Source organism: Vibrio sp. 070316B, assembly GCF_013114115.1.
Lineage (GTDB): Bacteria > Pseudomonadota > Gammaproteobacteria > Enterobacterales > Vibrionaceae > Vibrio > Vibrio chagasii_B.
In genome coordinates this window covers 491,650-504,871 of the sequence record NZ_VTYC01000001.1, presented here as the reverse complement: position 1 = coordinate 504,871, position 13,222 = coordinate 491,650, and the positions used below count along the sequence as shown (strand labels likewise).

Annotated in this window: 12 protein-coding genes and 1 pseudogene; 4 read left to right on the top strand and 9 right to left on the bottom strand. The window is 43.0% G+C overall.

The features are described from left to right. Window positions 1-193: 193 nt before the first annotated feature. The 3 genes from F0251_RS02280 to F0251_RS02270 form a co-directional block, all read right to left on the bottom strand. The gene (locus tag F0251_RS02280; protein ID WP_171730212.1) at window positions 194-1,405 is read right to left on the bottom strand and encodes an OFA family MFS transporter; all 1,212 of its coding nucleotides are present in this window, start codon (window positions 1,403-1,405) and stop codon (window positions 194-196) included. 22 nt (window positions 1,406-1,427) lie between these two features. Then, window positions 1,428-2,474 (bottom strand): alcohol dehydrogenase catalytic domain-containing protein, encoded by a 1,047-nt coding sequence (locus F0251_RS02275; RefSeq protein WP_008222112.1) that lies wholly within the window; start codon window positions 2,472-2,474, stop codon window positions 1,428-1,430. Window positions 2,475-2,872: 398 nt separating this feature from the next. Then, complete coding sequence (locus tag F0251_RS02270) at window positions 2,873-4,189, bottom strand: MipA/OmpV family protein (protein ID WP_171730211.1); 1,317 nt, start codon at window positions 4,187-4,189, stop codon at window positions 2,873-2,875. An 81-nt stretch (window positions 4,190-4,270) separates the two neighbouring features. Between F0251_RS02270 and F0251_RS02265 the strand changes: the two are divergent. From F0251_RS02265 to F0251_RS02255, 3 genes and pseudogenes are all read left to right on the top strand, one after another. Then, window positions 4,271-4,666 (top strand): annotated as a pseudogene (locus F0251_RS02265) (hypothetical protein); the annotation flags it as partial. A 92-nt stretch (window positions 4,667-4,758) separates the two neighbouring features. Beyond that, window positions 4,759-6,747: an alkaline phosphatase D family protein gene (locus F0251_RS02260; protein ID WP_171730210.1), complete on the top strand. Its 1,989-nt coding sequence runs from the start codon at window positions 4,759-4,761 to the stop codon at window positions 6,745-6,747. 110 nt (window positions 6,748-6,857) lie between these two features. Next, a complete protein-coding gene (locus F0251_RS02255) occupies window positions 6,858-7,307 on the top strand; it encodes a TerB family tellurite resistance protein (protein ID WP_116870365.1) in 450 nt (149 codons plus the stop codon). A gap of 117 nt (window positions 7,308-7,424) precedes the next feature. On the opposite strand, the gene F0251_RS02250 is transcribed toward F0251_RS02255, so the two are convergent. The 4 genes from F0251_RS02250 to F0251_RS02235 form a co-directional block, all read right to left on the bottom strand. Next, window positions 7,425-7,862 carry a hypothetical protein gene (locus F0251_RS02250; RefSeq protein ID WP_061031608.1) on the bottom strand — a complete coding sequence of 146 codons (438 nt, stop codon included), beginning with the start codon at window positions 7,860-7,862 and terminating at the stop codon, window positions 7,425-7,427. Further along, window positions 7,852-8,790 (bottom strand): winged helix-turn-helix domain-containing protein, encoded by a 939-nt coding sequence (locus F0251_RS02245; RefSeq protein ID WP_171730209.1) that lies wholly within the window; start codon window positions 8,788-8,790, stop codon window positions 7,852-7,854. Before F0251_RS02245 ends, F0251_RS02250 begins: the two co-directional genes overlap by 11 nt. A gap of 65 nt (window positions 8,791-8,855) precedes the next feature. Beyond that, entirely contained in the window at window positions 8,856-9,536 is a 681-nt protein-coding gene (locus F0251_RS02240) for a hypothetical protein (protein WP_171730208.1), read from the bottom strand. 15 nt (window positions 9,537-9,551) lie between these two features. Beyond that, the gene (locus F0251_RS02235; protein ID WP_061031611.1) at window positions 9,552-9,908 is read right to left on the bottom strand and encodes an antibiotic biosynthesis monooxygenase; all 357 of its coding nucleotides are present in this window, start codon (window positions 9,906-9,908) and stop codon (window positions 9,552-9,554) included. 186 nt (window positions 9,909-10,094) lie between these two features. On the opposite strand from F0251_RS02235, the gene F0251_RS02230 reads away from it, so the two are divergent. After that, window positions 10,095-10,625 (top strand): cytochrome b/b6 domain-containing protein, encoded by a 531-nt coding sequence (locus F0251_RS02230; RefSeq protein WP_171730207.1) that lies wholly within the window; start codon window positions 10,095-10,097, stop codon window positions 10,623-10,625. A gap of 133 nt (window positions 10,626-10,758) precedes the next feature. On the opposite strand, the gene F0251_RS02225 is transcribed toward F0251_RS02230, so the two are convergent. After that, entirely contained in the window at window positions 10,759-11,289 is a 531-nt protein-coding gene (locus tag F0251_RS02225) for a 3'-5' exonuclease (protein WP_061031613.1), read from the bottom strand. Window positions 11,290-11,376: 87 nt separating this feature from the next. Continuing rightward, window positions 11,377-12,915, bottom strand: coding sequence for a sensor domain-containing diguanylate cyclase (locus tag F0251_RS02220; protein ID WP_171730206.1), 1,539 nt, complete (start codon window positions 12,913-12,915; stop codon window positions 11,377-11,379). Window positions 12,916-13,222 lie beyond the last annotated feature (307 nt).

Below are 13,222 nucleotides of genomic sequence, written 5' to 3'. Positions count from 1 at the left end.
AAGCGCCTGCTGAAACAAGGGATAATGCAAACCAACGTGTTCAATTGTTATACTAAAAACTGAAGCTGATTATTGGTAGGCAATCGATGATTCGATTAAAAAATGTTGGCTTAGATTGCCCAAGCCAACATTAGGTGGGAACACGTTATCGGTAGAGACTCTGAATTTAATAAGAGCCTCACAGTTCTCGCGTTTAATATTCCAGATTAACTTCGTCTCCTAATAGCACAGACTTATCGACCGGCTTCATTAGGTAATTCATTACGGTGATCGAAACCAGCAGAGCAGAGTAAGCCAAATAGGTATTTTCAGCCGTCCCCGCTACGGAAGCGAGTATTCCTCCGAAGAACCCTGACACACCCCATGCTGAATAGAGTATTCCAAAGTTGGTTCCATACGTCTTCAGACCATAATCGACCGCTGTTACTGGAGGGAAAACACCAAATAACGCACCATAAGACATGGCGCCTGCGGAGATACCGACCATGAGAGGAATGGTCGTTTCAATGGTTGTAAAAAAGACCATATTGACCGCTTGCAACATAAATATTAAGCCCAGTGTATGAACACGCCCTATCCTGTCGAATACAACGCCGCCAATAACTCGCCCTGCGGTATTAAAAATCGCTAATAAAATGATACCTAACGCAATTTCTTCAGCGGTTAATCCTATCGATTTACTAACGTTGCCAATAGAGCCGATAAGCATGATGCCTGCTGCTGATGACACCATGAACATTAACCAGATCTGGTAAAATTGAGGGGTTTTCAGCATATCTAGCCACTGGATGTTTACGTCTGATCCATATTCCGCAGCCTTTCCTCCGGGAACTTCTGAAACATACCCTTTGGGTGGATTGACCAGAAGAGAAGCCATCGGGATCATAAAGAGCAAGCCGACACCAAGGATCTTGAACGTATCTAAGATGCCATAGTGTTCGATGAGAACGGTCGATAACGGAGCCAAATACAGTGCCGCCATCGCAAACCCACCAGCGGTTAAACCACTAACCAGCCCCTTTCTGTTCTCTGGCCACCACTTCATGGTACATGGGCCAATACAGGCATAGGCAAAGCCCATCCCAGCACCGACCATACACCCGAAGGTAACCTGCAATTCCGCTAATGTTGAGGCATAACCAGACGCTAAAAGCCCCGCCCCGACAAGAAACACACCAAGTATTGTGACCTTCCTTGGCCCTATTTTGTCTTGCCATACCCCAGCCAAAAACAGACTTACCGAAAATGCGAACACGGAAGTCTGGTAAGGCCCATCTACGTCCTTAGGATCAACACCTAGCGCCTCAGCCAAAGGTTCACTGAAAACGCCCCATACATATAGGATACCGATCGATAGGTTCACGATTAAACCTATCACTAGTATTTTAAATGGTTTACTAATCAAGCTAACCTCAACAATTCGCTGTTTATGAACAATCGTTAGAAATGATGACTTTCAACGACTTGTGGTCTGAAGCATGGATAAATGTTGAATAAGCTTCTTCTGACTCTGTTAAATTGAACTGGTGACTAATCAGTTTTTGAGGTTCCAGATAACCCGCTCTAATTTGCTTGATTAACATTGGCGTTGTATTGGTATGAACCATGCCAGCTGTCATAGTGAAGTTTCGTTTCCACATGTCTTCTAGGTTAATCGTTGCAGATTTACCATGAACACCAAGCACTGCAATGTTGCCTCCTGGGCACACCAACTTCTGAGACATATCCCAACCAGCAGGAATGCCAATAGCCTCAATCACCACGTCGACACCCACATCATCTGTCATGTCAAGAATTTGCTGTACGGCGCTGCCATCTGAGTTATCGATCGCATGGGTTGCACCTAGCTCTTTAGCCACTTGCAGTCGATGAGGGTTAGTATCGATTGCATAGATTTCACTTGGAGTGAAGAACTTAGAGGTCATCAGAGCTGCAAGGCCAACGGGGCCACAACCAATAACGGCAACAGAGCAACCTGGCTGAACCTGACCATCTAATACACCCACTTCGTAACCCGTTGGGAAAATATCGCTCAATAAAACCAGAGAGTCTGTATCGATGTCGTCAGGGACAAGATGCAGGCTTGTATCGCCATAAGGAACTCGAACGTATTCCGCTTGGCAGCCATCAATTTCATTACCAAGTAGCCAGCCACCATCTAAACATTGACCAAATTTAGACACTTGACACATTTTGCAGCTACCACATGAAGTAATACATGACACGATCACGCGATCGCCTGGCTTAAACTTACTCACCAACTCACCGCATTCTTCGACGATACCAACCCCTTCATGGCCCATGATTGTGCCTGGCTTAAATGTCGCAACGTTATTTCTTAATATATGTAAATCCGTACCACAAATTGTGGTTTTCTCGATTCTTACGATGACATCGCTTTGCTTCTCAATTGTAGGGATTGGACGTTCTTCCAATTTCGCGCTGTCTTTTCCATCAAATACATATGCTTTCATTATTCTTCCTAGCTGACGTTGTTGTTATATAAATTCGAGCTCATCATATAGACGCAATTAAATAATTAACGTGACCAGCACAGCGATTAACAATCGATTAACAGATAACAAACACAGTTAGAACACCATAAATACCCAGGATGTCGGTATAATATAAGTCATTGTAAATAATATAAAAAAGTTAACAAATAATGAAAGAAGGTTAAATAATCAAATAGTAGTAAAATCCGAAAAGGAGACAGGAAATATTAGATAGTCAGAATAAACTCATATATTAGGTTTCAGTTGAAGTGGCTTTCGAATAGTTAATTATCAGTGACCAATAGTGATTAGCTCTTTTCTTTAATGATAAAAAATGCCGCTCTATTTGGAGCGGCATTTTTAGTAGATGTAATACTTTAGAACTCGTATTGGAAGTAAACCGTGTTGTAGTTACTGCCACCTTTGATACGTCCAAACTGGGACGCATTTTCAAAGATCGCCGAGCGGTGATGCAGTGAGTAACCAAACCATAAATTGTTGAGGTCATTCTTACCGGTAAGGTCACCGACGTTCACATCAAATGAGAAGTCCAAGTAGTTTAACAGGTGGCTTGCCGTGTAGCCCTTACGATCCATTTCAGAACCTTCGATATAAGTAATCGAATCTATGTAAGACATACCCTCTGCGACACCGAATCGCCACTGAGTTGGCCAGTTGAAGGTGTAGTACGCTTTAATTGCAATGATGTATTCCGTGCTACTGGATTGAACCTCTGAACTCCAATGGTGAGCGATACCTGGCGTTAAGTAGATATCCAACGGCAAACCAAAGATCTCATCAGTCAAAGGGTGGCCATAAAAGAATGATGTGAGTTGGTTATTGTACTCGTCTTTCTCGGTGTTGAATTTCATGATGTCGCCGATATTCGACGGCGTTGCCCAACCATGCGCCACACGTAAATAAGGTGCGTTGCTTAACTTAGGCTTAGGCGCTTTCTCTTTGTCATTAAAGAAACCAAAACCAAGGTAAAGTTCGCCCTGATAACGATCTTCGATAATGGAAGAGTCGTAGGCGTTATCATCCAATCGAGTCACACTGGTTGAACCCAATAGATAAAGGTTGGAGATAACATGGTAACGCGCTTCAACGCCAAGATTTAAATCTACACCTGCACCGATCGACTGACCCGCAGCTGAGTAGTATTCACTGTTAAAATCCGCACTCTTATAGCGCAGTGTTGCACTTGGGTAGAACTCCCAATCGCCAGTTTCGTACTTCGCTTTCGCACGCAAATTGCTGTGAAGGTTGAATTCACTATCACTCATGATTTCCGTTTCAACCGCCCACTGTTCGTCCAACTGGTATGTCAGTTGTCCACCAAAGTCAGCGGTATCACCTTCAATTGCGTTCTGTTCAGAGGCTGGGATATCAATAAAGCGCATTCGAGATATGGCATTGAAAGACCATTTTTCATCTTCAGTTTGATATAGGTAAGCGCCCATTTCCGTGCCATCAATGAACACGTAGTCGTTTTTAAAGAACAACATCGGAACAAACGAACTTACTGTCTTATCACCACCAGACGTGTCATACGGGATACTGGCAGTACGGAACATTGCCGCAATGCCCCACTCTTGCTCTTCAGCAGCCCACGCCACGCTATTCGCTAAGAAAGCGTTACTTAATAGAATCGTCCCATACGAGATGAGCTTCGGTGAAATTTTGCGCTTCATTCTTGTTTAATTACTCTTTGTAATAAATTTTGTGGTACTGGTTAGACATTTATTGACCATTGTAGCCAACAAATTTTAGGTTTGATCGGAATAGACCGTTACAATGAAGAATATTCTCGGTTAAATGAAAGTATTGTGAAAGTCTCAGAATTACAAAACATTATAGACCACTTACCCAATGATTCCGACCCAGATATCGTTATGGGTGAGGAATGGTTGCCAGAGCGACTGATCAACACAAAATTAGACGGTGAGATGCTCTTTCTTGAATTCGATAACGCCCCTGAAGAAAACCAAGGGGACAGCGAAGGCCGTGGCTTTGTTGAGCACGAGATCGCAATGATTCGAGAAAAACTCGAGCAAGTGTTGGATGAGCCTTCTGATACCAAAACGAAAGCCGACGCCCTATTAGCAATATTTCTGATGGGACATGAACTTTCTAGCTCAGAAGTTATCGAAATCCTGGAATCAACAGAGCCAGACATTGAACCCAATGAACATGAAATGGCCGCTCCAGAATACAACGCCCAAGCGCTGAACGACTAACCACCAAAGATTTAGGAATCGACTTGAAACGCCCGATGACATCTTCTCTCCCCTTCTTACTCGCTGGCCCTATTTTAAGAAAGACGACCGCAACTGAGGTTGTGCTTTGGGTTGTTACGAGCACACCACTCAATGGTAATGCTGAGCTATATAACCAAGGCCAAGAAGCCCCTTTCTATACCTCACCACTGAGCGAACATGAATCGATTCAAATCGGTACACATGCTTGGGTAAGCCTGATTCAACTAAAAGGTGAGTTTCCAACCAACACGCCTTTGGAATATCAGATAGAGACTGATCAAGGTGCGTTAACCAAGTTGGCTCCGCATTTAGTGTACCAAGAGCAACAAGACACCACTGGTGCGCCAAGAATAACCTTTAAGATCTCAACCAGCGCCGACTACATCTTGCATGGTTCCTGTCGTAACCCTCATCATCCAAGCAAAGACAGCCTAGTCGCAGCCGATAATAAAGTTGAGCAGCAAGCCGTATTAGAGCGTCCAGATATGCTGATGATGAGCGGCGACCAGATCTACGCTGATCACGTTGCCGGTCCAACACTCGATGCGATTCATCAAGTGATTCAGCTACTTGGATTAGTGAGCGAAGCACTACCGACCGATTCATTAGACGGAAAAATCGATAGCAGTGAAGCTCTGTTTAACAGCGACTATCACCTCTATCAACGTGATCATTTACTACCACACCATAACACATCACACTCATTGCTCGATAAGTTGTTCCCTAAACGCGGAATACCCATCTTCAGCTCCACTGATTGTGAAAATCACTTGGTGACATTGTCTGAATTTATTGCCATGTATCTGCTGGTTTGGTCACCGACCTTGTGGCAGTGCATTAACCGCGAACGGTTGATCGAGAATAATTTCATGCAGGCTGGCCGCCAGCTCACACCAGCCGAGCAGCAACAATGGCGTGATGAAAGTGTCATCATCGATGATTTCATCGCCGGTCTGCCGCAAGTACAGCGTCTATTTGCTCATATTCCAACGTACATGATCTTCGATGATCATGATGTCACTGACGACTGGAACCTCACCGTTGGTTGGGAGCATGCGGTGGATCAAAACCAGTTTGCGACACAAGTCATTGGTAACGGCCTTGCGGCTTATTGGATGTGCCAAGGTTGGGGTAATGCACCGGAGAACTTCAACCACGATTTTATGGAGCAAACGAAAGAGCTGTTCTCGGAGTTGGTGAATACCAATCAGAGCGAAAAAGCTATTGAAGCGCCTATTGGGCAACTCGAACCTGCAAGACACAAACAGTATCTTGAAATGCTCGATCGCTTTGAAGAGTGGCACTACACCATCAACACTTCGCCGAAAGTGATTGTGTTGGATACTCGTACCCGCCGCTGGCGCTCCGAGTCTCGGATGAACAAACCGTCCGGCTTGATGGACTGGGAAGCATTGGTTGAACTCCAACATCAGTTACTTCATCAAGATAAAGTGGTGATTATCTCCGCCGCTCCGATGTTTGGCGTGAAGTTTATTGAAACGCTGCAAAAGATGGCTACCACAGTAGGTAAGCCACTGGTGATTGATGCTGAGAACTGGATGGCGCACCCTGGTAGTGCCAACACGCTGATTAGTATCTTTACTCATACCAAAACACCAACGAACTTCGTGGTACTTTCTGGTGATGTACACTACTCCTTTGCTTACGACATTAAGCTTAGATATCGCCGCAACAGTCCGAACATTTACCAGATTACCTGCAGCGGTATTAAAAACCAGTTCCCTGCGCCATTGCTAAAATTCTGCGACGTATGTGACCGGATGTTGTATAGCCCACGCTCGGTGCTTAACTATTTCACCAAACGTAAGCGTTTAAAAATAGAAAAGCGAAGCCCAGACAACCAAGCCTTCTATCGCCTTTCGAACCGCAGCGCGATTGGTGAATTAAGGCTAGATAGAGAAGGCAAACCACAATCCATCACCACCCTGAGCGGCGATGGCAAAGTAACGCGTTTTCCAGAGCCAACCTAATATGTTCCTTATTACTGGCTTATACGTAATGTCAGTTTTAAGTAAAGGGGCTTGCGATCACACTCTGTAGGCCCAATAGTTATATTATTCACCATTACTGGAACGCTCTTATGTTTAATTCACTTACATCGTTATTTAAACAGTTGGTCGAAGGCTCTGATTTAGGCAAAACGCCTACTGCCTCACCAAACTTAGCTATCGCCAGTTTGTTATGCGAAGTCGCAGGCGCAGACCATGAGATCAACGAATCAGAACAAGAAGCGAAGTTGAACTTACTGCAACGTCTGTTGGGCATTACGGAAGAAGAGTCGAAAGCCTTGTTACAACAAGCTGAGCCGCAAGTTGAACAATCTGTTTCTTTGTATGATTTCACCTCCCAACTGCGTGAGCTATCACAGACAGTGCGAATCGACCTGATTAAGGCAATGTGGGAAGTGGCTCATGCCGATGGAGAGATTGATCCACTTGAAGATTCAGTGATCAGAAAAACCGCTGAACTGCTCTACGTTGACCACAAAGATTTCATCAAGAGCAAACTTGACGTACTTGGCGAAGACTAAGCCAATCATGCAAATAAGCAGCGTTAGGCAATGAACCCAACGCTGCTCTAGATTATTAGTAACACCCCATTCCAACCAACCAGATCTCACTAATCACCTCAGTGTGCTGCATCACAATCAACGCATTGCCTTCCCATAAAGAATGCCATTGAGCTCTAAGATAGTACCGTCTTTCGTAATGTACGCACCTCGCTGATCGGATATCAAAACACTACGCTTGTTATCATGGTGCTTGATAAACAGATTTTTAACGTTGAAGGTTTGATTCCCGTGGGCTTGGTGCTGTTCAAGCTGATAGAAATAGTAGTGATTCCCCCAACGCAAAAACACACCAAACAACTGTTTGGTTTGCACGACCCGTCCGTTTCGGTCGTAGCCAACATAGCGCATTTTTGAGCGTCCGTTTTTTAGCTCAAGGGTCAAAACCTCCCGGCCATAATTATCGTACTGGCTTTCAAACTGATACGAACCTTTGGTCGCTACTCCGGAGACCAAGCCAAACGCTAAGATCACAAATACGGTTACAACAATCGGCAGCCAAAAGTTACGCTTCATCTGCAGTTCCTTCTACCTTTTCAGCCTCTTTCTGACCTTGTGAGCAGCGCCTAGATTTGAAATCTGCGCTAATGTCGTGCCAACCACTTTCGTCTAACACCACCACTTGCATGCCACCACACTCTATACCCATACGGTGGAGATAGATCGCCTCTACGCCAGGCTTAGCAAGTGAGGTTAAGTCTTCCACCAACGCTGGTTCTAACTCGACATTGTCGTGGTATACATCGACACCCTTGATGGAAGCTCTTTCCATAAACAACCCAAGATAAGACAGGATAATGACTATAAACAGACTTACCGCGAGTCCGCTAACAAGCGGCATAAACTTAGAAGATGCATGCTTGCCTTGTGCTTGAGTATTCTCTGATAGCCCGTGAGTGTCAGCTGATTCATTTAAATCAGAAGCTGATTTTGACTCCAACACAGTGAATTCCGAGCGAGTAGAATCCTCCTTGTCTCCCAAACTGGCAGATTTCGATATGTCTTTGTCTTGTTCGGCAAAGTGTTCTGATGCTGCTGATTTTTCTGATCCTATAAAGCCTTCAGATACGACACTGCTATCAGATGCGACAAAGCTATCAGGTGCAACAAAGCTATCAGGTACGGTACTATTCTCAGGAGCAACAAAGCAATAGCCTTCCTTTTGTACCGTAATCACTTTGCAGTCGGACCCTACTTCTTTGAGCGCACTGCGAACATTTTTGATTGCGACATTCAGAGAGCTATTAGTAACAATGCGCCCCGGCCAACAATGCGTTAAAAGGAATTCACGACCTAAAGTTTGTGAGCAGTTGTCCATTAAATGCTTTAAAAGCAGACACTCTGATGGCGACAATGTCACGACTTTATTCAATGACGGGTTAATCAATGTACGGTCATCAAATTCAATAACCAAATCATACTCTTGTAATTTATTATTATTCATAAGGTGAGCTAACACTGTTAATAATCTCACCTTAGAATAACACGAGGGTTTACATTAATTCAAAATCACAGGGATAATTTAAAGCCCAATTCACTGACATTGACGCTAGCGAAGCCTAATTTAACCGTGTTAAGTTCATTAGCAATATCAAGAGCATGTTGCTCATCCTTTGCCAATACCGCGATAGAATATATTGGTCGAATCATCGCTGTCTGATTTGGCTTCGGCTCGGCAATAGATTGATTTTTTATATAAGCCGAAGTAATCACGCCTTGAGTGCTCCAATCGACCACTTTTTGTAAATCAACACTAATAATTTTATCTACCAGCATTTGATCTTCAGGCTCTTTCCAAGTCAACTCAATCGCATAGTTTTTAAAAGCAACTTGAGTATCTAACCATTTACTTCCGATGTCTCTTACTTCTGTTATTTCAGCTAGCTCTTTAAATTGAAAAGGAAGATTTCCAATAACACGTCTTACTTCCTCTTCACTATCGGCTTCCATTACAAATTTAATTATTGGAAACTGCTTTTCGCCAATAAAGCTTTCAGAAACAAACATATCGTGAATTAAGCCAGCATCAATTAAGTTAGCAAATGCTTTCTTCTGTTGAGGCATCAGATCAAATACAGCTTGAGCATCTTGTGTTTTCCAAGCAATCGATACGCCATAGGCAGCTGAATAGCTATTAACCGAGAACAAAAAGCTAAAAATAACTAAAAACAGTCGTGGTACATATTTCATTCAGGACACTCTCTATTAATTTCGGATAACTTCGTAAAGGTTAGGGTTTGCAGTAACGCCTTCAAGATTAAGAGCAGGTAGCTCCTCTCTCATTACAGAGATAGCATCTATGAAGTGTTTTTGGCTTTCCCAGTTTGCGACGTTTACGTAAAGGTAAGTGGCGTCTGTACTTAACGCTCGATGTAACGTAGTAGAGATATAACCGGGTTGTTGGACTAGCACGTCCCTAGCACTTTCCCAATAGGCTAAGGTTTCTTCATGCTTACTCGCATCTACCGAAAATGTGTTGATAAGCACAACGGGCTGTGCAAACGCTAATGAACTTATACTTAATAAGCTCAATGCGATGGAACTTTTAATAAACCGCTTCATAGGACCTCCGTTGGTTAGATGTTGCACACGCTAACAGAGATAAAAGAGTCATCAAGAGCCAAGCTAACGATTTAATATTAATTAAATGGCTATCCGATTATTAATATTAAACATTCGACAAACACATCCATAACAAAGCCTTGAGAAATATAATAGATTTTTCACACGCTAATAATGGAACTCATAATGTTCAAAAAACAGTCAAACAATAGAGTAAATAATAACCTCGCTAATAAAGTCGATTTTCTTCACTGGGGGATGTTTAGTGGGGTAATGCTAACGTTAACACTCGGTTTTATATCAAGCCGACTTCTGCCTTTCTCAGACAAGTATCCAACGATTTTAATTCATCAGATACTCGGCTCAATTGTCCTTATTCTCATCAATATATTAATTGCAAGAATGTTAGTTAAACCAGAGCCAGAGAAACGCAAGTTCACCTTGCCTAAAGTAGTTCAATTTGTTCAAGCAGTTACATTGACCTTTATCGCTATATCAGGTTTAAGCATGGCACTGATTGATACGCCAGTATTCAGTTTGTACTCATGGGCATTTGGCGATAGTGCAACCTCTAGAGAAGTATTTTCTTTACTGTTTTTGATTCACGCTACTGCGATTAAAGTTTTTATGTCGTTAGTGACATTACATATATTGGGGGCATTGAAGCATCATTTCTTTGATAAAGGCGATAAGCTCAAGGTAATGCTAGGGAAATAAATACCTTAATACGCGAACGATGATGATTTATTTAGTCACTATGGTAATAACAGCCCACAGGAAGATGTAAGAAAGCCACCTTATCCAGGTGGCTTTCTTATATTTCGAAGTAAATATTAATATTCGCTTATAGCTAAAGCATCGTCAGAGCAAGCTTCGCAAGGTTGTAAGCATCAACATAACCAGAATGCTGGCGACCTTCCCACTCGATGTCTTTTGCTTCTTGAGCCGCTCGATGGCCGATGCGTTTGTCTTTCAAACGGTTCTGCACGCGATAAAGCGTCGCAATGTTGATGAACTCGCTAAATGGTGGCTCGATGCCTTTCTCTTGACACTCTTTGTGTAAAATCAGGTCATCGCGTCCCCACGCAGCATAGATCTTGTTTGGACCACCAAAGTTCTTGATCATCGATTTGATGACTGACTCTAGCGGACGACCCTGCTTTTCGATTTTGCGTGGAGTAATGCCGGTTAGCTCGGCACAGAACTGAGAGACTTCGTCTTTTTCTGGCTTAACGTAGTATTGCGCTCGTTTCACGATGGTTCCAGATGCTAGATCAATCTCAGCAAGACCCACTTCAATGATCTCGCCTGTTGTTCCTACACCATTTTCGCTCCAACAGCACATTTCCAAATCGAAACACACCACTCGATTGTGATTCATACGTCGCCTAATTCTCTCGTAAAAAATTTTGTGAAATTGTACATGAGCCCAATACAGAACTCGACCCCAGTTGCATCAAGTGCTCACTTAGCCTGCAATTGTGACTCGATTTCGGCCATTTGACTTACTTTGATAAAGCATACTGTCTGTTTTTTGCAGCAATTCTTCTGTGTCTTCACTGGTATGAATCGCGGCACCAATACTCAATGTGCAGCTTAACTGTTGCCCTTTATACTCACAATGAGAGTGACTTACTGTATTTAGTATGCATTGTAAGTAGCGGTCTAGCGCTTCATGATTTGAGATGCTCGAAATAATACAGAATTCATCTCCGCCCAAACGGAAAAGGTTATCCCCTTCTTTCAGGTTTACCGAAATCAACTTGATGACATGCACAAGCAAAGCATCGCCAGCAGGGTGACCAAACTTGTCATTGATGCTTTTAAACTTATCGACATCAAACCCAATCAAGCTAAATGACTCACTTCGCTTAACCGCCCTATCAAACATCTTATTGAAAGCTCGTCGGTTATAGATTTCAGTTAAGCTATCGTGGTTCGCAAGGAATCGGAGCTCTTCCGTTCTTTTGTCTAGCATGCGGTACAGGCGCTCTTTTTCTCTGATCTGCATATTCACGATGTACGCTAACAACAATGAGATGGTTGTTCCGACTAAGGCAATTCCAGTTAGTACTAGGTAGCCATAAAAAGAGATGCAGGCATCTATCTTGTAATCGATCTTCCAATTTCGGTTGGTCAACTCGATTGTCTTAGTTATATGGTGCCCTGTTACTCCCTCATAACCTTGAGTTTCAAATAGAATTGGGGAGTCTTCAGCTTCAAACCCGGTATCCGTAACGCGAATGTACACGTCCATATCACCGACGGCAGAGGCTAACAGGTTCTCAAAGTAGTAAGTTGTGCGAACCACGCCAATCACAACACCAAGTAGGTTATCACTTTCGCCTTCAAACACAGGGTGATAAACCAGCATGCCTGCCTTAGGCGTATCTTGAGTTAGACCATCTTGAATAAGGCGTACTTTGTCCGAGATATTCGCTTGGCGCGTCTGTTTAATATTTTCGATGATCAGTCTAAAACGTTCACGAGAAGAGTAGAAACCAATCACTTTGTCATTGGCTTCGGTATTTGGGTAAATATCAGTCGCGATATAAGCTGGCTCTCCATTTAGAATGTAGCCATAAGCTTTCTCTTCATGTTTAGGGATAGTGAACAACTGGTAAGCCGGATACTTTGCTTCCATTTTCGCGGTATGTTCGGCAATTTCATCTGCCGCAACTTTCTGCATCCACTGCAAGCCAATCAAGCTCTTTGAACCGTTAATGGTTTGCTGTGCGAATCGATCGAACTTGTCCCAATTTTCAGGATCATTCGAATAGAAGAAGTTTGCACCCGAACCTATGTAGGCCACATCATTGTCGATAAACGCTTCCAAGCTCAGTGTTTGGTGTTTAGCAAAACTGTCCAAATTCATGTTTAAAGCACGATTTTGGTTAAGTGCGACGAGTATAAAACACAACACTGTTATCAAAAAACTGACCGAAAATACGACCAGTGGGAGCGTCCGTCTCTTCAACCCTGTTAGTGGGTCGGTAGTGTGTGGCATAAAGGTTCCAATTAGGCTTCGATGAGCTAAAAGTATATAACGGAAGGGAATGATGCTCCATTTAAGTTTTCGTCCTAAAAATGACATAAATCGTGCACAGTTTACTTCGCCCTTACATCACAGGTTAACAATCGACCAAATCTCGACTAAATTTCAAGCTAACACACTCAAAAACCACTTGTTTGAAAACATAAATTACCACTCTTAAGCCTTGAATATGCTAGTATCCATTCATATTTATAGCTTGAAAGCGACCATTTTGGTTTTGTGCCAATGCGTTTCTTTCCAACCTGTATATTCCATGAAA